This window comes from Streptomyces sp. MNU76 (assembly GCF_020982545.1).
Classification (GTDB): domain Bacteria; phylum Actinomycetota; class Actinomycetes; order Streptomycetales; family Streptomycetaceae; genus Streptomyces.
On record NZ_JAJKLK010000019.1, the window covers coordinates 1089156 to 1112069 of the forward strand.

Sequence of the window (22914 nt, forward strand, 5' to 3'; positions counted from 1 at the left end):
CGCACCTCCGGCTTCTCGTGGGGCCGCGTCATGTCGGGTGGGCGTCAGGGGCCCAGGTGGACGTAGTTGGCCCAGAGGGTGGGGTTGCGCGGATACCGCTCGCGCAGCTCGCGAACGTGCTCGCGCAACGCACGGGCCGTGTCCGCGACCCGCAGCCTCCCGGTGCCGTCCGCCAGCGAGGCGTAGACCTGGGGTGCGATGTGACTGACGGGATTGTCGGTCACGGGCCACATGGTTGCGATGACGTGGGGAACCCCGGCCGCCTGAAAGGCTCCCGCCATGTGCAGGGCTTCGTCGATCACGATCGTCTGGCTGTCCGCCGTGCTGCACGCGGTGAGGAAGGCGAGCTGCGCCTGCGGGGTCCGCGCCTCGGACAGGTCGAGAGCGGTCAGTGGATTCTCCGTTTGGTCGTGCAGGACCAGTCGGCTCGCCGACGGGCGGACCGGTTCGGTGACGCAGTGGCAGGCGAAGTGCAGCACCGAGCGAGATGCCAGTTCCCGGAGCACCACGTCCTTCGTCGCGTCAGCACTCCGCAGGTACAGCGGGTCGGGCAGCAACGGGGGGATCTTCGCCGTCTCCTCGTCCAGAACCTCCAGCGTGGACTCCTGGCCCGGTTCGCCCGGCACAGCGACGACCAGGCTCGACTGGGGACGCATCGCCCGCTCCGCCATGGCTCGCCGCGCGTGGGCCAGTACGGTGATGGAGGGGATCAGGGACGACACCAGGGAGTCCGGCACGCTTGCGCCCTGCACCTCGTGCGTGCCGCAGGCGTGCAGCGGCAGCAACGTCATCGGGCCGGTCGGACACCACCACACACGGCGCGGCGCCTCCCCCTCCGCCGGATCGCGTTCCGCAGGGTCCTCACTCTGCTCGGAGGTGGACCGGGGCCAGCGGTCCACCTCCGCCACCACCGGTGCACCGACGTGCTCCCACAGCCAGGCGAGCACCCCGGTCAGCGCCGCCCATGCCGTGCGGCGCTCCGCGAGCGGCGCACCGTGCCGCTTCGCCGCCGCGAGCGCCCCGCGGAACACCTCGCACTGCGCGACCACCCCGTGAAAGGTGATGTCCAGTGGGAGAACCCGCACGTCGGTCCCCGCCGCGCCGGAACCGATCAGCAGCGCGTCGCAACGAAGGCGGGACACGTTGACCACGACGATCACACCGTCGCCGGCCGCGGCACCGAAATCCGCGCGGGTCATGTCCACCGTCCGCTTGACGCCGGAGCTGGATCGCGGCGCGGACGGGCCCGGATTCTCCCGGCCCGGCGGCGTCGCCTGCGCGGTCCCGGGCGCCGGAGCGGTCGCGGGACTCCCGAGAGCAGGCCACCGAGGGGCCGGGCTGTCCCACTCCCGGATCCGGCCTGCGAGCAACGTGGTGCGCGCCCTTTCGAGCAGGACGAGGGCTCGCTCCTCCTCTCCGGCGGACAGCGCCGCCGCGGCGGCCTCCGGCCCGAGCCCCTCCAAGGAAGCCAGGCCCAGTTCTCGATCCCAGCGGCCGGAAACCTGGAAGGGGAGCTCGGGGAGCTCGGCGACCGCCCGTTCATACGCCCACAGGCTCCCCGCGGTGTCCCCACGCTGCGACAGCACCCGCCCGAGCCGAGTCGTCGCCGTCACGCGCGTCGGGCCGTCAACGGTGGGTGACGCCACCACCTGGCGCAGTACCGCCTCCGCTTCACCGAGCCGTCCGCACAGGCCGAGCAGGACGCCGTGGCGGGCGCGCATCGTCTCCAAGATCGTCGTGTACGGGTGAGGATCCTGCTCGGCCAGCTCCCGGAAGAGCGTCACCGCCTCTTCGGAAGCCGACAGACCTTCGTCCGGCCGCCCGACGACGCTGTGGAGGTTCGCCAGCGTCGCGAGCCCCCCGGCCAGGGCGGAGCGGAAGGCGGGCAGACCGCGCCCCGCGTCCTCCCTGTACAGGTCGACGGCCTCCTGCGCACACACCAGTCCCTCGGCGGGGCGATCGGCGTCCGTCAGCGCCGAGGCGGTGTCCTGGAGGGCGGAAGCGAGGAACTCCCGGTACACGGCGGGACTCCGGGCGACGAGCTCGCGCAGAATCTTCACCGCGCCTTCCGCGCGGTGGGTGCTCTCGGCCGTCCGGTGCACGGCAGACAGCACCGCGGCTTCGTTGAGCAGGGTCTGCGCGAGCAGTCCCCCGTACACCCACCGGTTCCGCGCCGCGATCCGGCGCGCCAGCGCGGTCGCCTCGACCGCCGCGTCCAGTGCGGCCTCCTGTCGGCTCGCGCGGTGGAGCACGGCGGAACGGACGCCCAGTGCCTCGACCAGCCCCGGTTCGTACACGTCCGGCAGCGAACGGGCCAGTTCCCGGTACATGTCGACGGCGCGCGCCGAACTGTCGAGCGCCGCCGTGAACTGCCGGCACAGTACGAGACACTCCGCCCTTTCGGACAGACACTTGGCAAGATGCGGAGCGAACCCGGCGTAGGAGAGGGTGACGGCGAAGGCCAGCACGCCACGGGCGTCCTCGGCTGCGGTCAGCGCCTCCCGCAGCCGTCCGGCGCTTTTCAGACAGGCGGCCAGCCTGAGCAGAGCGACGCCGAGTTCGCCCTGGTAGTGGCCGCCGGCGGGGCCACCGGCCAGCGTCCGGTACCTCGTCACGCATTCCTGGGCCGTGTCGACCGCCTCGTCCGTACGGCCGCACTGGGAGAGCACCGACGCGAGGGTGCCGTAAGCGTGCGCCGCCGGCGGACTCCAGTCACCGGGTGCGCTCGACAGGTCGCGCAGCCGGTCAGCGGCGTCACTGGACAGGTCAAGAGCCTCGGCGTGCCGACCGACCCGCGCGAGCTGTTGGGCGGCAGACATCTGGGCCCGGACCTGGTCTGCGACACAGCGCACGTCGCGCTGAGCGAGGGCTCGCAGAAGGGCCGCTGCCCGCCGCAACGTCCCGGCGGCCTCGGCATGGCGTCCGGCACAGGCCAGACTCTCGCCCAGCTCCCGGAGGGCCACCGCGAGACCGTGGTGATGGCCGTGGGCGCCCCGCAGCGAGCGTGGCAGGGCACGGACGAGCGTGCGCCGCAGCGCGACAGCCTCGCGGGCGACGGCCACGGCTTCTTCGCCACGGTTCAGGACCCGTCGTCGCGCGGCGAGGCCCTCCAGCGCGACGCTCAGCCCAAGCACGTGCGCGGGGTCGCTCTCGACCCATCGGCGCCACAGGTCGACGGCCTCGCACGCCGCTTCCTCCGCCTCGGCGAAGAGGTTGACGTCCGCCAGCGCCTCGGACCAACTGAGCAGGACCCGCGCGAGACCCATGACACCGGACGGTGCCCCGCCCCGCGCCGCGCCCCGGGCCAGCTCGACGGCACGGCCGGCCACCGAGCACGCTTCGTCGAGCAGCCCGGCCGACCGGTGGACGGTACCCAGGGCGACGAGCGCTTCTGCGAACGCTTCTCGATGATGATCCGGCTCATGCTCGATCAACTGCTCGAAGTGGGCGACGCTTTCGCCAAGGGCCCCGGCAGCTTCATCGAGCTGTCCCGCCCAGGAAAGACACTGCCCCAGGTGGCACAGTTTCTCCGCCAGGTCCGCCGTGTACCGGGCTGCGCCCGCCTCGTCCTCCTCCGCCGCTGCCAGATCGCGGAGGAGGCCCACCGCCTCGTTCATCGGCTCGATGGCCTCCGCGTCCCGGTCCAGTGCGCTCAGACAGGCACAGAACTCCTCCAAGGCGTGGGCCAGGTGCCAGTGGGCCAGGTGTCTGACGTGCGGCTCCGGATCCTCCTCGGCCACGGCCCGAAACCCGTCCACCGCCCGGCGGGCCGACTCAAGCGCCTCTCCTGCCCGGCCGATGGTCCGCAACACGCGAGCCCGGTCCTGATGAGCGTCAGCGAGCTGACCGCGGTGAGCGCGTTCCTCCTTCGCCAGCCGCACATAGAGCGAGACCGCCTCCTCAAGCCACTCCAGGGCTTCGCTGGGCCGCTGCGCAGCGTCGACGTACTTGGCCAGAAGGTGCACCGCGCGCGCCAGCGTGACGCGGTGGACCAGTGGATCTTGGCTGTCGAGGATCAGTCGAGCCAGCCGCATGGCCTGCGTGCCGTCCGCGACGGCCTCGTCCACGCGGCCGTCCTGCGCGAGCCGGCGTGCGCGTGCGGCCAGCGTCTTCTGCAGGCCGACAGTGCGTGCATAGCGTTCAGGGGAGGGCATCTGCTGGAAGCACTCGACGGCCTCGGTCAGTGCGTCCAGCGAGGTCCCGCCGGGAGCGGCACCGTCGAGGAGCAGCGCGGCCAGCTCCTCCAGCGCGTGGGGGTCCGCCGTCCCTACGTCCCTGCGTTGCCTGAGGTACTGCACGCGGGCCCGACCGCCGTCGGCAGGTCGGACCACGTCGGGATGGGCCAGCAGCGAGACGATCCGCTCGACCAGCTCACCACGGCCCTGAACACCGTCCCGTGGCCCGGCCTCGCCGAGCGCATCGAGCACCACTGCCACGGCGTGCCGCATCGGATCGGGGACCAGGTGCGGGTCGTGGAGATACAGAGCGGCCTGGAAGCGCACCATGGCCGGCACTTCCCCGGCACCCGTCTCGGGCGAGCGCGCGAGCAGGATGCTGTGCCGCAAGGTGTGGAACCGTGCAAGAACCTGGCAGACGTCGACATCGTCCTCCGGCCGTGGGACGACCCCGCACAGCTGCGCAGCCTCCTCCTTTGCCGCCGGTTCCATCAGCCAGGCCGCGCTGGCCTCCGCCTCGGCGCGGCGTATCCGTTCTTCGAGATTGGCGATCAGTCTCTCGCGATCGGTGATCGGTGCGTCGCCCATGTCTCCCGCCCCCTGGTCGGCCGCCCGCCCCTTGGCGGTGGTCCAGGATCCCAGCCGCGACCGGGAATCGCCCGGGATCAGAGGATCTTCCGATATTCCCCGGTGTGAGAAGGGCCGTTGGACCTACTCTTGCGCACATGGGCGACATCGTGAAGGACGACGTCTCATGACCGCTTCCCTCCCTGCCCCCGCGAAGACGGCAGCTTTCTGCCGCGAATTGGCCGGGACCGACCTCGCGGACCTTGCCCGGCGGCACGGCGAGGGAGCCCGCTTCGACCGGGCCGTTTCAGCGCTGCGCGACGGGCGGTTGAGCGCCGGGCTGGAAGCGGATCTGGACGCACTGGAGGCCCTCGCGGTCCGGGAGTTCGGTGAAGGCTTCTACCCCGCCAACGTCCTGGCCTATCGACCGCTTCCGGGTGAGCGGCAGCAGAGCGGCGCGCAGTGGTGGTCCTGCCCCGCGGGTCTGTGTGCCGGTCGCGGGCGCGTCATGCCGGGTCAGGGCCCGGCTCCGGTCTGCGCGGGCCGAGGGACGTCACTCGTCGCCCGCGACATCGACGAGTGAACGCGTTGCTGGGCGAGTTGGGTAAGAAGCTCGCCGAACGCTGGGTGAGCCTGCTCGCTCTCCCCGGTGCGCTGTTCCTCGCAACGCTGGGGGTGGCACTGACGCTCAGCGGCGAAGCCCCGCTCGACCACACCTTGCTACGAGCCCGGCTCACCGCCTGGTCGACCGATCCGGACCTGCGATCGGCCGGCACCGTCGTACTGCTGCTCGCCACCCTGCTGTTGGGCTCCGTCGCGTTCGGCATGGCCGCCGCGGTCCTCGGCGGACTTGTCGATCGGCTGTGGCACCTGCCGGGGCGTCACGGGCCGTCGCGCGCCATGGCCGCGGCTCGCAGGGCACTTTGGCACCGGGCTGTGAACCGTGCCAACGCACCGACCGCGGGACAGGACGAGATCGCGGCCGCGATCGCCGCAGCGAACCGGATCTGCGCCCTGGAACCGAGGAGCCCGACATGGACGGGGGACCGCTTCCACGTCGTTCGGGAGAGGGTCCGGCGGTCCTACTCTCTCGATCTGGACGCCGCATGGCCACGAATCTGGATGCTGCTCCCCGAAGCCGCGCAGACCGAACTGTCGACCGCTGCCGAGGCCTATCGAGCGGCTGGGAGAAGATGGGGCTGGGCCCTGCTGTACGCCACGCTGACATGCTGGTGGAGTCCTGCCCTGCTGATCGCCGCGGGGATCGCGGTCAGTGCGCAGTTCAAGGGGCGCGAGGCGACGCGCACCTTGGCCGACCTGATCGAGGCGACCATCGACGTGCACTACCGTGACCTGGTCAGGGCCATGGGGCACGACCCGGTGCCGGGTCAGGCCGATCCGGGCCACGGGGCCGAGCTTTCCGCCTGGTTCCGTAAGAGTCGCTGGGACCCGCGCTCACCCATGTTCGAGTAGCCGGCCGCGCACCGTACCGTGGCCGTCCGGCGCGACGACGACACCGAATGTTGCCTCAGTGGCCCTCTTGGACGAAGGCGGCTACGACGTCCGTCGCGACACCACCTGGACGAGTACGCGGTCATCACCTCGGTCGGCTTCGGCGACGTCGCGCGCGGCCTCACCATCCCGATGGCCGACCGCCCTTTCCGGGCAGCCGGCCAGACAGATCGCCGACTTCTCAGCCACGGCCGGGGCGCCCGACGCCGTCCAGAGACAACGCAAGCTGCGGCGCCCGGCCCACGCGTCGTTGCGGGTGCACGCGGACCGGGGCCGTCGAGGAAGCCGGGCCCATGAAAAGCCTCCAGCTCGACAGGGCGTCAACTCGGGGCGCCTGCTCCCGGAATATGCCGACTCCGGGGGCGCCGGCTCAGCGGGACGCCAGCTCGCGCGGCGCACCCTCGGCCGCCGCGTGCGCGTCCATCCGCTCCGCCGCCAGGATCGCCGCCGCGGTGTCCGCGCGGGAGGCCGCGACGACGAGGGCGCGGCCCGCGAGGGCGTGGGCGCGGCGGTGGAGTTCGCCGACGTCCCGCCCGTCGCCGGCGGGAGCCCCGGTGGAGCGTGCCGGCGGCCGGCCACCGCGCAGGCGGGCCACCTGTGCGGCGAGGCGCTCCGCGGTGGTGTCGAGATCGGCGGAGGGGGCGACCGCGCGGAGCGCGTCCGTCGCCGCCAGCAGCGCCGCCAGGTGACCCGCGAGCTGGATGTCCAGCTCTTCCTCACGCGAACGGTGAGGGAAGTCGGAGGAGGTCGTGCCGGCCATCGTGTGGACCGACTTGGTGCGGATCGGCTCGTACATGGGATGGCCTCCAAGCTCTCGGGCGACCAGCCTACCTTAGATTTGGTCTAAAGTTGAGCGACGTCCGAAAGTGCTGAATGCCCTGGTTCGCCGTACGCGGCGCGCGGTGTCAGGCCTGCCCGTACCCGTCCAGGAAGTTCCCGATCCGGGTGATCGCGGACCGCAGGTCACCCACCGTCGGGAGCGTCACGACCCGGAAGTGGTCGGGCTCGGCCCAGTTGAAGCCGGTGCCCTGCACAACCATGATCTTTTCCTGGCGGAGCAGGTCGAGGACCATCCGCCGGTCGTCCTTGATCTTGAAGACGTTCGGATCGAGGCGCGGGAACAGATACAGCGCACCCTTCGGCTTCACGCACGAGACGCCCGGGATCTGCGTGAGCAACTCGTACGCGACGTCCCGCTGCTCCTTCAGCCGCCCGCCCGGCAGCACCAGGTCGTTGATCGTCTGCCGCCCGCTGAGCGCGGCGACCACGCCGTGCTGCCCCGGCATGTTCGCGCACAGCCGCATGTTCGCGAGGATCGTCAGACCCTCGATGTAGGAGTCGGCGTGCGCGCGCGGCCCGGAGATCGCCATCCAGCCCACCCGGTAGCCGGCCACCCGGTACGCCTTCGACATGCCGTTGAAGGTGAGGGTCAGCAGGTCGGGGGCGATCGCGGCGGTCGGGGTGTGCGTGGCACCGTCGTAGAGGATCTTGTCGTAGATCTCGTCCGAGCAGACCAGCAGGTTGTGGCGGCGCGCGATGTCCGTCAGCCCGCGCAGCATCGCCTCGTCGTACACCGCGCCCGTCGGGTTGTTCGGGTTGATGATGACGATCGCCTTGGTGCGGTCGGTGACCTTCCGCTCGACGTCCGCGAGGTCCGGCATCCAGTCGGACTGCTCGTCGCAGCGGTAGTGCACGGCCGTACCGCCGGACAGGGAGACCGCCGCCGTCCACAGCGGATAGTCCGGGGACGGTACGAGGACCTCGTCGCCGTCGTCGAGCAGGCCCTGCATCGCCATCACGATCAGCTCGGAGGCGCCGTTGCCGATGAAGACGTGCTCGACGTCCGTCTCGATGCCGATCGTCTGGTTGTGCATGACGACCGCCCTGCGCGCGGCGAGCAGGCCTTTCGCGTCGCCGTACCCGTGGGACGACGACACGTTGCGGAGGATGTCCTCCAGGATCTCGGGCGGGCACTCGAAGCCGAACGCCGCCGGATTGCCCGTGTTCAGCTTGAGGATCCGATGCCCCGCCGCCTCAAGCCGCATCGCCTCCTCGAGCACCGGGCCCCGGATCTCGTAACAGACGTTGGCGAGCTTGGTCGACTGGATCACCTGCATGTCCGTGAGCTTACGGCGCGGTAACGCGATCCGGGCCGTGTTTTCCACCACGTGGGACGGGCGCAATACCCCGAAATGCCCCGCCGCTGTTCCCGCGGCGCCCTCCTCTCTACAATCCGCGAGCAGGTCCGGCCGACCCCCCCACCGCACGGCCGCCGACCGCACGGCACCTGGCCGTACGCCCGTGGACCTGGGCGTTCGGCCCATGCCGCCTGGGCGTACGGCCCACGACGAAGCACGACGACGAAGGCAGTGGAACGCGATGAATGGGGTGGGCGGCGTGGACAGCGCGCACGGGCCGGACCGGAACGAGGCCGACACCGGGACACCGCCGAACGTGTACCTCCCCGTCGGCGACCCCCACGCCACGCCCGCGTACGAGGTCTTCGCGGACCCGGCGACGGCGCACGGCTGGCAGAACGCCTACGACGACACGGTCCAACTGGACGAGATCGTGCCGTCCGCCGACGCCCTTCCGGGTGAGATACGCGGGGGAGTCGGGGACGGCACGGCGCCGGGCGCGACCGGTGGTGCGTCGTACGGGGAGGGTGCCTCGCACGAGGAGGGCCTGGCGTACGGCGGTGGTGTGCCGCACGGGGAGGGCGCGCCCTACGAGGACCCCGCGCCGCACACGCCCGGGTATCGGGGGCGTACGACGGGCGTACGGAGGGGCGTACGACGGGACGGGCGGGCCGGAGGCGATGGGGACAGGGCCGGGCGGCGGGCGCGGCCGGTCGACGGGCGCCGGAGCACGCTCGGTCGGCGCCGGGCCCGCAGGCGGGGCGCGTGGGTCGCGGGCGGGATCGGCGCCGCGGTGCTCGTCGGGGGCGTGGCGGCGGGCTGGCCGGGCTCGGAGGCGGGGACAAGGAGGGGCCCGGCACGCCGGAACCCGTCCGGTCGGCCCCGGCCGACGACCGCTCCGGCGGCGCGGACGCGGCCACGCCGTCGGCCTCCGCCGACACGGGGGCGGAGAAGGCTCCCGGCGACTCCTCGCCCGACGCCTCCGCGTCCACGTCCCCGTCCTCGACCGCCACGACCACCGAGCCCGCCGACTCCGCATCGCCCTCGGAGACCTCCGCGCCGTCGTCGGCGGCCCCCACCACCACGGAGACCACGTCGCCCCGAGGCAACGGCAACGGCAACCAGGGCCGAGGCCAGGGCGCGACGAAGGACCCCAGGTAACCAGGGACCGCCACCGCCACCGCCACCGCCACCGACGACCGACGAACGCGCACTTACCGGCCCGGCCCCGGATCCCCGGGGCCCGCGTCCGCACGCCCTCACCAGCACACCCACGTCTGCTGGTTGGGCCTCCGCCGGCCTGTCGCTGGTCGGCGACTCGCATACTTCGGCCGGTCGGGTTCCGTCGATCTGTCTTCGCCGATCGCCCTGCCGACCGAGCTTCGTCGGTCTCCGGCCCCAACCCCCCACCCTCTGGCCGAAGATCACGCGGCCGGAACCAACTCCTTGCTCGTCCTCCACATCGCCCTCACAATGCGCATGACAAGCTGCGGTGGCCGGAAGATCTTCTGCCACCACGCAGCCATATAGCTGTAGTGAGGGGACCCCCACATGAGAAAGCCTCTCGTTGCCTCGCTGTTCGCCCTGGTGATCACCGGGGCGGGCGCGGCACCGGCGGTCGCGGCGCCCGGACCGGCGGCGCCCGGGAAGTCGGCGGACGCGGCCGTGAAGTCCGTGGTCGGCGATGTCGTCGACACGGCGGACAAGACCGTCGCCGGCCTCACGGCCCCCGCCCCGGCGGTCCAGGCCGTCAACTTCGCCGGCACCGTCTCGCTCAGCAACTGTTCCGGCTCCGTCGTCCGGATGCCCGACTCCGAGGACAACGACCCGGCGCTGGTGATGACCAACGGCCACTGTCTGGAGGGCGGCTTCCCGACCCCCGGACAGGTCATCGTCGACCGGGCCTCCACCCGCACCTTCGGCCTGCTCAACTCCGCCGGTACCCGCGTCGGCACCCTGCGCGCCAGCAAGATCGCGTACGGCACGATGACCGACACGGACATGGCGGTGTACCAGCTCACCACCACGTACGCGCAGATCAAGAGCACGTACGGCATCGACGCGCTCGTCTACGACACCGCCCGCCCGGCGGTCGGCACCGACATCAGCGTCGTCTCCGGGTACTGGAAGCGGATCTACAGCTGCGACGTCGACGGGTTCGCGTACCGCCTGAAGGAGGGTGACTGGACCTGGAAGGACTCCATCCGTTACACCTCCGCCTGCAACACCATCGGCGGCACCTCCGGCTCCCCGGTCCTCGACGTCGCCACCAACAAGGTCGTCGGCGTCAACAACACGGGCAACGAGAGCGGCGAGCGCTGCACCCTGAACAACCCCTGCGAGGTCGACGCGAACGGCACCGTCACCGTCCGCCGGGGCATCAACTACGCCCAGCAGACCTGGCACGTCCCCGCCTGCTTCGGCGTGGACAACAAGCTCGACCTCTCGGCCGCGGGCTGCGTGCTCCCCAAGCCGTAGCGCTCCGCTCGGGGGGCCGTGGAGACCGCCGGGGCCATCGGGCGGCTGTTCGTCCGCGGCCCGGTGGGGCTTCTCGCGCAGTTCCCCGCGCCCCTGACGGGGCGTGGGACGGACGGCGGCCGGACGGGCACCCCCATCAGACGCCCCGCCGGACGGACCGGCCCGCCAGCGTGTCCGTCCGGCGGCCGTCCTCGATGACGAAGCGGCCGTCGATCAGGACGTGCGGGATGCCGGTGGGCAGCGTGCGGGGGGCCTCGTACGTCGACCCGGCGGCCACGGTCGCCGGGTCGAACAGGACCAGGTCGGCGCGGTACCCCTCGCGGACGAGTCCCCGGTCCGCGAGGCGCAGCCGCGCGGCGGGGCGTGAGGTGAGATGGGCGACGCACTCCTCCAGGGAGAGCACGCCCAACTCCCTCACGTACCGGCCGAGATAGTGGGGGAACGTCCCGTACGCGCGCGGATGCGGCTTGTCCCCGCGCAGGATGCCGTCGGAGCCGCCGGTGTGCACGCGGTGGCGCATGATGGCCCGCACGTTCTCCTCGTGCCCGACGTGCTGCAGGATCGTGGAACCGAGCCGGTCCTCGACGAGCAGCCGCCGGGCGGTCACCCAGGGCTCCTCGCCGCGCGCCCCGGCCGACCGCGCGATCGTCCGGCCGACGTACGACGACAGCGCCGGGTCGGTGACGCCCGAGATCTCGATGGTGTCCCACTCGATGGGCACGCCGTGGCAGCCGTCCGCGCCGACGACCTCCATGTGGTGCCGGATGCGCCCGGCCGTGTCGTCGTCCGCCAGCCGCGCCAGGATCGCCTCGGGGCCACCCTCGCTCGCCCAGCTCGGCAGCATCGCGACGAGGGTCGTGCAGCCGGGGGTGTAGGGATAGGTGTCGAGGGAGATGTCCGCGCCGGTCGCGAGCGCCTTGTCCAGGAGCGCGAGGAGTTCCGGTGCCCGCCCCTCGTTCACACCGAAGTTCATGGTGGCGTGGGCCAGATGCAGGGCACACCCGGCCTCCCGTGTCAGGTCCACCATCTCCTCGTACGCCTGGAGCGCGCCCGCCCCGTACGAGCGGTGGTGCGGGCAGTAGTAGCCGTCGTACGACGCCACCACCCGGCACAGCTCGGTCAGTTCGGCGTCCTTCGCGTACATGCCGGGGGTGTACGTGAGCCCCGACGACATTCCGACGGCACCCTCCCTGAGCCCCGCCGCCACCGACTCCCGCATACGGTCCAGCTCTTCGGGCGTCGCCTCCCGGTCCTCCCAGCCCACGGCGAGCATCCGGACCGTGCCCTGCGGCACGAGGTACGCGGCGTTCACGGCGATCCCCTCACCCCCGAAGCCGTGGTCGAGCCGGTCCAGGTACTCGCCGACCGAGCGCCAGCTGAAGTCGATGTCCTCGCCGTACCCGTTCCAGCCGGTGATCGCGCGGCGGACCTCCTCCAGGGTGCGGTCGTCGACGGGCGCGTACGACAGCCCGTCCTGGCCGATGACCTCCAGGGTCACCCCCTGGGCCGCCTTCGCGGTGTGCTCGGGGTCCCGCAGGAGCGCCAGGTCGCTGTGGGCGTGCATGTCGATGAAGCCGGGGGCCAGGACGAGGCCCTCGGCGTCGATCTCCCGCCGTGCCCGCGGCCGTTGGCACCCCGCCGCGGCCGCCTCCTTGACGATCGACGTGATCCTGCCGTCCGCCACGACCACGTCGGCGCGGTAGGAGGGGTCGCCGGAGCCGTCCACGACCTCGGCGTCACGGAAGACCAGTTCGTCCATGCGCGCTACCCGTTCGTCCATGCGGGTCACCTTTCAGGGCTCGGCGGCCGGAGCCGGAAGCGGGCCGGAGTCGGAAGCGGTCGGGGGCTGGAAGTGACAGGGGCCGGAAGCGGCCGGAGCCGGAAGCGGGCCGGAGCCGGAAGCGGCCGGGGTCAGAAATACGTGCGGACGTAGTCCGTCACGGTCCCGTCCGCCTCCACCACCGGAATCAGCTTCCACTTGTCGAACGACGTGCACGGATGCGACAGCCCCAGCCCCACCCAGTCACCGACCTCCAGCTCCGCGCCGGACTCCGTGCGCAGCCACGCGTGCTGGTCCGACAGCCCCGTCACCGTGATCCCGGCGGCCTCGCGGACCGCACCCGTGCCCGCGTCCCGCACCACCTCCGCCGACGGCGGATCGAGGTCGTACGCGGCGTCGCGCTTGCCCGCGTTGACGAAGGCCTGCTCGGGGGTGGGCCGGGAGACGACCTGCGCCCAGAGCCGGAAGGCCGGCTCCAGGGCGCCCTCCTCGGGGATCCGGTTGAAGGGGGTGATCCGGCGGTAGTGCCCGGCGTCGTGCGAGACGTACGCGCCGGACCGCAGCAACTTCAGTACGGGCACGGACAGTTCGGGCAGCTCGGCGAAGACCTCGGCGACCGTGTCGAACCAGGCGCTGCCGCCCGCGCTGACGATCACCTCGTCCAGGCCCGCGAACCGCCCCGCCTTGTCGAAGTCGGCGGCCAGCGCGGTGAGCCGGCGCAGCCACGCCGCCACCCGCTCCGGGTTCGCGTCCGGTACCTCGCCCTCGTACCCGGCGACCCCGACCAGACGCAGTGTGTCCGCCCCGGCCACCGCGTCCGCGATCACCGCGCACTCGGCCTCCGTGCGCACGCCGGTCCGCGCGCCCTCGCCGGCGCCCAGCTCCACGACGACGTCCACGGGACGCGCCGGGCGCGCGCCCCGTAGCGCCGCGTCCATCAGCTCCACGCCGCGCACCGAGTCGACGTAGCAGACGAACCGGAAGTCCGGGTCGGCCGTCAGCTCGTCGGCGATCCAGCGCAGGGCGGCCGGATCGACGAGTTCGTTGGCCAGGAAGACCCGCTCGATGCCGAACTCCCGTGCCACACGCACCTGGTGGGGCACGGCGAGGGTGATGCCCCAGGCGCCGTGCTCGATCTGCCGCCAGAAGAGCCGAGGCGCCATGGACGTCTTGCCGTGCGGGGCGAAGGCGAGGCCGTGGCGCGCGGAGTACGCCTCCATCAGCGCCAGGTTGTGCTCCAGGCGCTCGGCGGAGAGGGCGAGCACCGGGGTGGTGAAGCCGCCCGTGAACAGGTTCCGGCGCTGCGCGGTCAGCTCGGCCACCGTCAGTCCGTCGGCGTCCGGCGGAAGGCCCTTGAAGCGGTGGTCGACGCGCTCCCGCGCCAGCCGGCCCGACGCTTCGCCACTCTCGACGCTCTCGACACCCACGGGACCTCCCTGACGAGGTGCGTTGCAGTGAGTGCAACGCCCATTGCGTATATCGCTCACGGCTATCTAATATCCCAGCCAGCGCCGGGTCAACGGTGCCGCCCCACCCTGGGGCCTGTCGACGCGACGAGGAGCCCTCACCATCGTGACCGCCGACGGACTCCGTTCCCCCGACGCCGCCGCTCCCGACGTCGTCGATGTCGTCGCGCTCGGCGAGTCCATGGTCACCTTCCTGCCCACCCGCCCCGGGCGCCTCGCCGACACCCTCCTTCGACCGGGCCATCGGCGGCGCGGAGTCCAACGTGGCCTGCGCGCTGGCCTCCGCGGGCCACACGGCGCGCTGGGTCAGCCGGGTCGGAGCGGACGGCTTCGGCGACCACCTGGTGGAGGAGATCGGCTCCTACGGCGTCGACGTGTCGTCCGTGCGGCGCGACCCGGTACGGCCCACGGGCGTGTACTTCCGCACGGCCGGCGACCGCGCCACGGGCGCCCTCGAAGTCGCCTACTACCGCGCCGGTTCGGCCGCCTCGGCGATGTCGACGCGGACGGTGGACCTCACCGCCGTACGCGCCGGTCGCGTCCTGCACCTCTCCGGCATCACGGCGGCCCTCTCCGCCGACTGCCTGCGCCTGCTCCGCGACCTGACGGCCCCGCGCCCCGCCCACCGCCCGCTGGTCTCCTTCGACGTCAACCACCGCCGGAGCCTGTGGCGCGACCCCGACGGCCCCCACGTCCTGCTCGAACTGGCACGCGGCGCCGACCTGGTGTTCGTCGGGGAGGACGAGGCGGAGGAGGCGTGGGGTGTCACCGGCGGCCCCTCATCCATCCGCGCCCTCCTGCCGGAACCCCGCACCCTGGTGGTCAAACAGGGATCCCACGGAGCCACCCTGTTCACACGCACGCCCCCATCGCAGGAGCGGCCGCGCACGGACGGAAGGGGGCGTGCCGGGGGGTGTCCGCCCGCAGCGGCCGGCGTCCACCACCGAGCACAACCCCACCCGACGGCGCCCGCCGGACCGAGGACGGAGACCCCCGGCCCGCCCTCGACCCCACCCCGGCGGGCGAGGCGCCGGTCCGGCCGATGGGCGTGCCGGGGGCGAGCCGGCGGCCGGGCCCACGCACACCCCGGCAGCCCGCGTCCGCGCAGGCGCGGGCCGGTCAGTCGGACACGACCACCTTCGTCCCCGCCCCCACGGTCCACGTCACCGCGGCGGTCGGGGCCGGTGACGCCTTCGCCGCCGGTTTCCTCTCCGCCACCCTCCGCGGCCTGCCCGCCCGCGACCGCCTCCGCCACGGTCACCTCATGGCCGCCGCCGCCCTCACCGCCCCCGGTGACCTCGCCACCACCCCGGCGGGGCCACGCCGACCGCCTCGCCGCCCTGGACGACGACGCGTGGGGGAGACTTCGACTCGCCCCCGGCTGGACTGACGTACCGGACCGGGCCGAGGAGGAGGTACACACCCCATGAGCCAGACCGTCGACCGCGCGCTCAGCATCCTGCCGCTGCTCGCCGAGGGCCCCGCCGATCTCGGCCAGGTCGCCGACCGCCTGGGCGTCCACAAGTCCACGGCCCTGCGCCTCCTGCGCACCCTCCACGAACACGGCCTGGTCTACCGCCAGTCCGACCAGCGCTACCGCCTCGGCGCCCGTCTCTTCGCCCTCGCCCAGGAGGCCGTGGAGAACCTCGACATCCGCGAGATCGCCCACCCCCACCTGGTACGCCTCAACGAACAGTGCGGCCACACCGTCCACCTCGCCGTCCACGAGGAGAACGAGGTCATCTACATCGACAAGGTGGAGAGCCGCTACCCGGTCCGGATGTACTCGCGGATCGGCAAGCCGGTCGCCATCACGGTCGCCGCCGTCGCCAAGCTGTGCCTCGCCGACCTCCCCGAAGCCGAGCGCCGCGCCCTCGCGGAGAAGCTCGACTACCCCCTGTACACGTCCCGTTCGACCCCCAACGCCCCCGCCTTCCTCAAGGAGTTGGCGCGGGTCCGCGAACAGGGCTGGGCCACCGACCTCGGCGGCCACGAGGAGTCCATCAACTGCGTCGCCGCGCCCATCCGGGGCACCGACGGCCGGGTCGTCGCCGCGATGTCGGTCTCGGCACCCAACGTCGTCGTCACCGCCGACGAACTCCTCACCCTGCTCCCGCTGGTCCGCCGCACCGCGGACGCGATCAGCGGCGAGTACTCCGGCAGAACCCCCACGTCAGCCCCCGTATGACGGACAAGGACCCCCGATGACCGACAAGATCGCCCTCACCCCGAAGACCCACACCGCACCCCCCGCGAAGTTCTCCCACGGCGTCCGGAAGGGCAACATCCTCCAGGTCGCGGGCCAGGTCGGCTTCCTCCCCGCCGTCGAGGGCGAGCCCCCACCCCGCCGGCCCCACCCTGCGCGAACAGACCCTCCAGACCCTCGCCAACGTCCGGGCGATCCTGGAAGAGGGCGGCGCCACCTGGGACGACGTGATGATGATCCGCGTCTACCTCACGGACGTGGACCACTTCGCCGAGATGAACGCGATCTACAACGAGTACTTCACCCAGCACCTCACCACGGCACCGGCCGCCCGCACGACGGTCTACGTCGGCCTCCCGGCGGGCCTCCTTATCGAGATCGACGCACTGGCAGTCCTGGACGCCTGAGCCGCGCCCCGCGCCCATAGGGCCGCAGGCCCTTCAGGGGCGCGGGGAACTGCGCGAGCAACCCCACACAACCCGCACCCGGCCTCTCTTGCGATCCCCTGCCCAGAATCCGCATGCCCCACCCAGTGGGCTCCCACCCAGAGGACCCCCATGCCCGAAACACCCCCACACACCGGCGGCCTGCTCCTCCTCATAGACGGCACCGCGGGCCTTCTCACCGTCGCCGCCCTCGGCATAGCCCTCCTCCTCTTCCTCATCATCAGGACCAGACTCCAGCCCTTCGTCGCCCTCCTCGCCGTCTCCATAGCCGTCGGCCTCGCCGCGGGACTCTCCGTCACCGAACTCTTCGGCACCGTCCAGCGAAGCGACGCGGTCTCGACCATCGAGTCCGGCATGGGCGGCATCCTCGGCCACGTCGCGATCATCATCGGCCTGGGCACCATGCTCGGCGCGATCCTCGAAGTCAGCGGCGGAGCCGAGGTGTTGGCCTCCCGCCTCCTGAACCTCTTCGGCGAGAAACGCGCCCCCCTCGCCATGGGCCTGACCGGCCTGATCTTCGGCATCCCGGTCTTCTTCGACGTCGGCATCTTCGTCCTCGCCCCGATCGTCTACGCCGCCGCCAAGCGCTCGGGCAAGTCGATCCTGCTCTACTGCCTCCCGCTGCTCGCCGGCCTGTCGATGACCCACGCCTTCCTGCCCCCGCACCCGGGCCCGGTGGCCGCCGCGGGTCTCCTCCACGTGGACCTCGGCTGGGTCATCCTGATGGGCCTCGTCTGCGGCATCCCCGCCGTACTGGCCGCCTGGGCGTTCTCCGCGTGGATCGGCCGCCGTATCTACGTCCCCGTCCCGCAGGACATGGTCGAGGCCGCCGAGGAGTCCCGTCAGGCGGTGATCGACGAACAGCGCGCGGCGGGCGTGGTGCCCACGGAGCACCCGGTCCCGCTCACCACGGTCTTCCTCATCATCGGCACACCCCTCCTCCTCATCCTCGCCGCGACCTTCTCCTCGATCGCCCTGGACCCCTCCACGCTCCGCTCGGTGATCGAGTTCTTCGGCAACCCCTTCGTCGCGCTGACGATCGCCCTGCTCCTCGCGTACTACCTGCTCGGCATCCGCCGCGGCTGGTCCCGCAAGTCGCTGGAGACGGTGTCGACGGCCTCCCTCAAGCCGGTCGGCAACATCCTGCTGGTGGTCGGCGCGGGCGGAGTCTTCGGCGCCGTACTGAAGGCGAGCGGCGTGGCGCAGGCCCTGTCGGACACGTTCAACGACGTGGGCCTGCCCGTGATCGTCCTGTCCTACCTGCTCTCGGTGGTGCTCAGGGTCGCCCAGGGCTCGGCGACGGTGGCGATCGTGACCACGGCCGGCATCGTCGCGCCCCTCCTCGCCGGGGGCGACCACTCCCAGGCCTTCGTCGCCCTGGTCATCATGGCCATCTCGGCGGGCTCGATCTTCGCCTCGCACGTCAACGACGGCGGCTTCTGGATCGTCGCCAAGTACTTCGGCATCAGCGAACGCGACACCCTCAAGACCTGGACGGTCCTGGAGACGGTGCTGTCGCTGGCGGGCTTCGCGGTAGCGGCGGTATTGAGCGTGTTCGTCTGAACGCCGTGAAACCCAGATACGGACATATGCCCGGCCCGACTGTCCCCGACACAGGGTCGTCGACCATACTGCCCGCTGTGGAGCAGCGTATCGGTTCGAACAACCAGCCCCTGGCCGCCGCAGCCGCGGTCGACCCGTCGCACATCCCCGGACTCACGGCACCGGTGTCCGTGAAGAAGGAGAAGCAGGAGGAGCCGGAGGACATCAAGCCGACGGAGTCCGCCGAACCGGCGGAGACCGGGGAGCCGGACGAGGCTGCCCCGAACCGGGACGAGCCGTCCACCGCCGAGAAACCCTCGGCCGAAGAGGCCGAAGCCGACGAGGTGGGCGACGCGGCCGGGGACACGACGGACGGCCCCGTCTTCGAGGCCTCCGACCGCCGCGCGAAGATCATCGCGGACGCCGGCGGCGTACGGCTGCGTCTGGACGACCAGGAGTGCGAGTTCACCTGGGACGAGATCGGCGCGATCGAGACGGAGTCCCCCCGCTTCGGCAAGCGTTTCACGATCACGGTCCACACCCCCGACCGCCGCTGGTACTTCCTGGAGATCGAGGCCAAGGCCAAGTCGGAGCACGCGGCCTGGGAGAAGCAGATCGACGAGGTCCTCGACGCGTACTTCGACGACGGCACCGACCAAGAAGAGCCCGAGGACAGCGCCCCCTGACGGGCGCGGGGAACTGCGCGCCCAGCCCTGACGGACGCGCAGTTCCCCACTCACAGAAGCCCCCGGGCCCTCACCGGCTCAGGCGGCGCAGCTCAGGCGCAGTACTGCGCTTCCTTGCCGATCGACCGGTACATGCAGTCCGAGTTCTCCAGCAGCTGCAACACCGCGTCCCGGTTCCGCGCGGTCTCCCGGGCGATCACCTCGTCGGGCGGATAGAACCCACCCCCCGACGCCGACCTCGGATACATCTCGAAGGTGTACCCGAAGATCTTCTGGTTGCCCCACAGCCAGTCGTCGATCGACCCGTCCGTGATGTAGAGGTCGCTGGACTGCTCGGGCGTGTACCCGTTGCTCGCGGCCATCTTCCCGCCGACCGTCGCGAACGCGTTGCGGTCGTCCGCCGTCATCCCGGTCGTGGTGTTGGCGGTGGTGTACCCGAAGGGCCACAGCACCAGCTCGCTGTAGGTGTGGAAGTCGATACCGGTCTTGATCTGCTGGACCCCGCCGACGACCCGGCTGCGCACGAAGTTGGCGACGACCTTCACCTCGGGCGCCGACTCGGCGGCCGTACCCCGGTAGGTGTCCGAGGACGTGGACCCGGACGAGCCGCCACAGCAGCCCCAGCGGTAGTTCCAGTTGCGGTTGAGGTCGGTGCCGACGGCCGACGAACCGCTGTTGGGCTGCCGGTTCTTGCGCCACGAGCGGTACGAGCCGGTGGCGATGTCGTACTCGCCGCCGTCCGGGTTGATGTCAGGGATGATCCAGATCTCGCGGTTGTTCACCATGTTGGTGACGCGGGAGTCGGTCCCGTAGTCGGAGGTCAGCTCGTTGAGCAGATAGAGCGCCATCTCGACGGTGAGGTGCTCACGGGCGTGCTGGTGGTGGGTGAACAGCACCTCGGGCTCGGCCTCGTCCGTGCCGACATTGTCGCTGATCTTGATCGCGACGATGTTCCGGCCCTGGTGCGAGGTGCCGATGACCCGCTGGCTGGCGATCGAACTGTTCGCCGCGACCACGGAGTTGATCTCGTTCGTCATCTCCGCGTAGTTGTGGTAGCGGGAGTCGGCGGACGGGAAGTCGAAGAGCCGTACGTCGTCCTCGCCGTTCGACCGGTCCGGGGCCGCACCGAGCGGGGTGATCTCGTAGCCCTGCTGCTTCAGTTTCTTGATCTGGTCCGCGCGTCCGGAGACGAACACCGAGTGGTCGTCGGCGTCGTCGACGGTCACCCCGGCCTGCTGCAGCGCCGTGCGGGACTTGCTGTCCGAGTGCATGTGGACCTCGTACTGACGGATGTCGTCGGCCGAGGCCTTCGGCCGCTCGGCGCTGGTCGCCGTCGCGTCCGTGGTGGTCGCGGCGACCGGGGCGGCGAGGGCCAGCGCCAGCAGCGTGGCGAGGGCGGCGGTGCGGCGACCTGATCTCCTGCCGGTGCCGTCGGGCGTGGCCGCCCTGCCGCGTATGCGGAGTCGCATCGAGTCTCCTAGTTTCTCCAGGAATTCCGGGGTCTCCGGAAGCGGGGAGTGGAGCGGGGGGTGGATCCTTGCGACGTGCCTCGGGCCCGGCCGGTGACCGTGGGGTGCCGGCCGGGCCCTGGTGCGGGTGTGGCGCTCATGGTGCGGGTCTGGCATGACCAGGTCAAGAGTGGGCTGGTGTGGGCAGGGGCCGAGATGGCCGGAACAGGGGCGAACGGGCCGGGAGTTCACGGCGCACGTAAGCCCTACACAGTCGCGTACACGGCCATCGGTCGCGTAAACCCCCAATTATGGACGTACCTGGGCGGGGAACAGGTATATGCAGGGCCGGAAACGGGTAGTCCTCCCCGTGTGCGGCGTACGCGTGGCGGCAACCCTGGAAGCATGCTGCAACTCTCCGGGGGTCTCCTTCCGGATTCCGGCCCCCATTTCGCCTCGTACCCCCAACCCCCCATGGGTGCAGGCCACTTGAGTGTCGAGTACGACCCCCGTCCCGCCGCCGCCGCACAGGCCCGCGCGCAGGTGCGCAGGCAGCTGGAGGGGTGGGGTCTGCTCGACCAGACCGACACGGCGGAGCTGCTGGTGAGCGAACTGGTCACCAACGCGCTGGTGCACGCGGAGAGCCGACTGAAGCTGACCCTGTCGGCCGCCCACGGGGTACTGCGCTGCGAGGTGTCGGACACGGACGGCCGCCCGCCCCGGGTGCGCCGGGTGACGGAGATATCGGAGAGCGGCCGGGGGATGTTCCTGGTGGACGCCCTGGCTGGGCGCTGGGGCTGCCGGCAGGACGGCTCGGGCAAGACCGTGTGGTTCGAGCTCGGCACGTGCGGGGCGGACGGCTGCGTGTAGCTCCGCCGGGTTGAGCGGTTCGGCGGGGCCGGTGGCTTCGGTGGCATCCGGTACCGAAGCCACCCGCCGCTGGTGCCGTCGGTTGTCTGCGGCGCCGTCGTGGCTGGTCGCGCAGTTCCCCGCGCCCCTGGAGGGGCGCCCGGGCTTGCCCTCTTGTCATGCTGGGGCCCTTGGGGTTTCTTGACCCTCATGGCGGACACCACGGGAAACCCCACTGACACACCCGCAACATCCGACACCAACCCCCCACCCCGTAAATCCAGTTGGAAGTACATCGGTCCCGGCATCGTCGTCGCGGCGACCGGTGTCGGCGCCGGCGACCTGGTCGCGACCCTGATCGCCGGCAGCAACTTCGGCTACACCCTGCTGTGGGCCGCCGTCATCGGCTGCCTCGTCAAGATCTCCCTGGCCGAGGCGGCCGGCCGCTGGCACCTGTCCACCGGCCGCACCCTCTTCGACGGCTGGGCCAGCCTCGGCCGCTGGACGACGTGGTTCTTCGTCGTCTACGTCGTGATCTGGGGCTTCGTCTACGGCGCCGCCGCGATGTCCTCCAGCGCCCTGCCCCTCCAGGCGCTGTTCCCGGACGTGATGGACCTCAAGTGGTGGGCCGTGCTGTGCGGCCTGAGCGGCCTGCTCTTCGTCTGGTTCAACAAGTACGAGGTCTTCGAGAAGGTCATGACGGTCCTGGTGGGCGTCATGTTCCTGGTCACGGTCTATCTGGCGATCCGCGTCACGCCCAACCTCGGCGACGCCTTCGCCGGGCTGCTGCCCGTCCTGCCCGACGAGAAGGACTCGATCCTCAACACCCTCGGCCTGATCGGCGGAGTCGGCGGCACGATCACGCTGGCCGCGTACGGCTACTGGGTCAACGCCAAGGGCTGGACGAACACCGGCTGGATGAAGGTCATGCGCCTGGACAACCGGGTCGCCTACATCACGACCGGCATCTTCGTGATCTCGATGCTCTTCGTCGGCGCCGAACTGCTGCACTCCGCGAACATCGCCCTCGCCTCCGGCGACAAGGGGCTCATCCAGCTCGGTGACATCCTGGCCGAGGAGTACGGCACGGCCACCGCCAAGTTCTTCCTGATCGGCTTCTTCGCCACCTCGTACACCTCCCTCATCGGCGTCTGGCACGGCGTGAGCCTGATGTTCGCGGACTTCGTGGCGCGCTTCCGCAGGAAGGAGGGGGTGACGGGCGAGGAGGTCGCCTCCGGCCGGCACGAGAAGTCCTGGCCGTTCCGCGCCTACCTGCTCTGGCTCACCTTCCCGCCCATCGTCCTGCTCTTCCAGGGCCAGCCGTTCCGCCTGATCATCCTCTACGGCGTCCTCGGCGCGGCCTTCCTGCCGTTCCTCGCCGCCACCCTCCTCTGGCTCCTCAACTCCTCCCGCACACCACGGGAATGGCGCAACGGCATCGTCAGCAACGGCATGCTGGCCGTCGCGGGCCTGCTGTTCCTCGTCCTGGCCGTGAAGCAGATCTGGGACCAGCCGTGGGCCGACCTCTTCTGACGCCGGGCCGTCAGCCGAGCGACTTCCATCGCTCGCTGACGGCGATCTCCCTCAGCTGAGCCATGGTGAGCGCGGGGGTCACGGGTCG

The 22914-nt window shown here is 71.3% G+C and carries 15 protein-coding genes and 2 pseudogenes; 11 read left to right on the plus strand and 6 right to left on the minus strand.

Annotated elements, in window-relative coordinates; translation table 11 throughout:
- Positions 1-44 precede the first annotated feature (44 nt).
- Positions 45-4763: a CHAT domain-containing protein gene (locus tag E4N62_RS31445; RefSeq protein WP_230219813.1), complete on the minus strand. Its 4719-nt coding sequence runs from the start codon at positions 4761-4763 to the stop codon at positions 45-47.
- A 166-nt stretch (positions 4764-4929) separates the two neighbouring features.
- On the opposite strand from E4N62_RS31445, the gene E4N62_RS31450 reads away from it, so the two are divergent.
- Entirely contained in the window at positions 4930-5325 is a 396-nt protein-coding gene (locus E4N62_RS31450; protein ID WP_230219815.1) for a hypothetical protein, read from the plus strand.
- Complete coding sequence (locus E4N62_RS31455; protein WP_230219817.1) at positions 5322-6215, plus strand: hypothetical protein; 894 nt, start codon at positions 5322-5324, stop codon at positions 6213-6215. The genes E4N62_RS31450 and E4N62_RS31455 overlap by 4 nt, the downstream gene beginning before the upstream one ends.
- A gap of 409 nt (positions 6216-6624) precedes the next feature.
- Here E4N62_RS31455 and E4N62_RS31460 read toward each other — a convergent pair whose 3' ends face one another.
- Positions 6625-7050 (minus strand): hypothetical protein, encoded by a 426-nt coding sequence (locus E4N62_RS31460; protein ID WP_230219819.1) that lies wholly within the window; start codon positions 7048-7050, stop codon positions 6625-6627.
- Positions 7051-7159: 109 nt separating this feature from the next.
- Positions 7160-8371 (minus strand): pyridoxal phosphate-dependent aminotransferase, encoded by a 1212-nt coding sequence (locus tag E4N62_RS31465; protein WP_086804985.1) that lies wholly within the window; start codon positions 8369-8371, stop codon positions 7160-7162.
- Between the two features lie 786 nt (positions 8372-9157).
- Here E4N62_RS31465 and E4N62_RS31470 point away from each other — a divergent pair.
- Both E4N62_RS31470 and E4N62_RS31475 read left to right on the plus strand, forming a co-directional pair.
- Positions 9158-9553 carry a hypothetical protein gene (locus E4N62_RS31470; protein ID WP_230219822.1) on the plus strand — a complete coding sequence of 132 codons (396 nt, stop codon included), beginning with the start codon at positions 9158-9160 and terminating at the stop codon, positions 9551-9553.
- Between the two features lie 390 nt (positions 9554-9943).
- Positions 9944-10870: a serine protease gene (locus tag E4N62_RS31475; RefSeq protein WP_230219824.1), complete on the plus strand. Its 927-nt coding sequence runs from the start codon at positions 9944-9946 to the stop codon at positions 10868-10870.
- A 136-nt stretch (positions 10871-11006) separates the two neighbouring features.
- Here E4N62_RS31475 and E4N62_RS31480 read toward each other — a convergent pair whose 3' ends face one another.
- A complete protein-coding gene (locus E4N62_RS31480; protein WP_230220300.1) occupies positions 11007-12629 on the minus strand; it encodes an amidohydrolase family protein in 1623 nt (540 codons plus the stop codon).
- A 152-nt stretch (positions 12630-12781) separates the two neighbouring features.
- Positions 12782-14077 (minus strand): amino acid deaminase, encoded by a 1296-nt coding sequence (locus E4N62_RS31485; protein ID WP_230219826.1) that lies wholly within the window; start codon positions 14075-14077, stop codon positions 12782-12784.
- Between the two features lie 145 nt (positions 14078-14222).
- On the opposite strand from E4N62_RS31485, the pseudogene E4N62_RS31490 reads away from it, so the two are divergent.
- The 5 genes and pseudogenes from E4N62_RS31490 to E4N62_RS31510 all read left to right on the plus strand — a co-directional run bounded on the left by E4N62_RS31490 (position 14223) and on the right by E4N62_RS31510 (position 18996).
- Positions 14223-15546 (plus strand): annotated as a pseudogene (locus E4N62_RS31490) (PfkB family carbohydrate kinase).
- Positions 15543-16304, plus strand: a complete 762-nt coding sequence (locus tag E4N62_RS31495) for an IclR family transcriptional regulator (protein WP_184898924.1) — start codon at positions 15543-15545, stop codon at positions 16302-16304. The pseudogene E4N62_RS31490 and the gene E4N62_RS31495 overlap by 4 nt, the downstream one beginning before the upstream one ends.
- Before the next feature lie 16 nt (positions 16305-16320).
- A pseudogene (locus tag E4N62_RS31500) lies at positions 16321-16729 on the plus strand (RidA family protein).
- Between the two features lie 150 nt (positions 16730-16879).
- On the plus strand, positions 16880-18331 hold the full coding sequence (locus E4N62_RS31505) for a GntP family permease (RefSeq protein ID WP_230219828.1): 1452 nt from the start codon (positions 16880-16882) through the stop codon (positions 18329-18331).
- 77 nt (positions 18332-18408) lie between these two features.
- Positions 18409-18996: a hypothetical protein gene (locus tag E4N62_RS31510; protein WP_230219831.1), complete on the plus strand. Its 588-nt coding sequence runs from the start codon at positions 18409-18411 to the stop codon at positions 18994-18996.
- Between the two features lie 92 nt (positions 18997-19088).
- Here the strand turns inward: E4N62_RS31510 and E4N62_RS31515 are convergent, their stop codons facing one another.
- A complete protein-coding gene (locus E4N62_RS31515) occupies positions 19089-20465 on the minus strand; it encodes a M14 family metallopeptidase (RefSeq protein ID WP_230219833.1) in 1377 nt (458 codons plus the stop codon).
- Between the two features lie 453 nt (positions 20466-20918).
- Between E4N62_RS31515 and E4N62_RS31520 the strand changes: the two genes are divergently transcribed.
- Together E4N62_RS31520 and E4N62_RS31525 are read left to right on the plus strand one after the other, a co-directional pair.
- Positions 20919-21314 carry an ATP-binding protein gene (locus tag E4N62_RS31520; RefSeq protein ID WP_184898931.1) on the plus strand — a complete coding sequence of 132 codons (396 nt, stop codon included), beginning with the start codon at positions 20919-20921 and terminating at the stop codon, positions 21312-21314.
- A 189-nt stretch (positions 21315-21503) separates the two neighbouring features.
- Complete coding sequence (locus E4N62_RS31525) at positions 21504-22826, plus strand: Nramp family divalent metal transporter (RefSeq protein WP_230219835.1); 1323 nt, start codon at positions 21504-21506, stop codon at positions 22824-22826.
- Positions 22827-22914 lie beyond the last annotated feature (88 nt).

Bases quoted from the DNA above. Each gene is read 5' to 3' on its own strand.
- E4N62_RS31475 (WP_230219824.1), top strand. From the start codon at position 9,944: ATGAGAAAGCCTCTCGTTGCCTCGCTGTTCGCCCTGGTGATCACCGGG.
- E4N62_RS31480 (WP_230220300.1), bottom strand. From the start codon at position 12,629: ATGGACGAACTGGTCTTCCGTGACGCCGAGGTCGTGGACGGCTCCGGC.
- E4N62_RS31525 (WP_230219835.1), top strand. From the start codon at position 21,504: ATGGCGGACACCACGGGAAACCCCACTGACACACCCGCAACATCCGAC.
- E4N62_RS31515 (WP_230219833.1), bottom strand. From the start codon at position 20,465: ATGCGACTCCGCATACGCGGCAGGGCGGCCACGCCCGACGGCACCGGC.
- E4N62_RS31520 (WP_184898931.1), top strand. From the start codon at position 20,919: ATGGGTGCAGGCCACTTGAGTGTCGAGTACGACCCCCGTCCCGCCGCC.
- E4N62_RS31460 (WP_230219819.1), bottom strand. From the start codon at position 7,050: ATGTACGAGCCGATCCGCACCAAGTCGGTCCACACGATGGCCGGCACG.
- E4N62_RS31450 (WP_230219815.1), top strand. From the start codon at position 4,930: ATGACCGCTTCCCTCCCTGCCCCCGCGAAGACGGCAGCTTTCTGCCGC.
- E4N62_RS31505 (WP_230219828.1), top strand. From the start codon at position 16,880: ATGCCCGAAACACCCCCACACACCGGCGGCCTGCTCCTCCTCATAGAC.
- E4N62_RS31445 (WP_230219813.1), bottom strand. From the start codon at position 4,763: ATGGGCGACGCACCGATCACCGATCGCGAGAGACTGATCGCCAATCTC.
- E4N62_RS31495 (WP_184898924.1), top strand. From the start codon at position 15,543: ATGAGCCAGACCGTCGACCGCGCGCTCAGCATCCTGCCGCTGCTCGCC.
- E4N62_RS31465 (WP_086804985.1), bottom strand. From the start codon at position 8,371: ATGCAGGTGATCCAGTCGACCAAGCTCGCCAACGTCTGTTACGAGATC.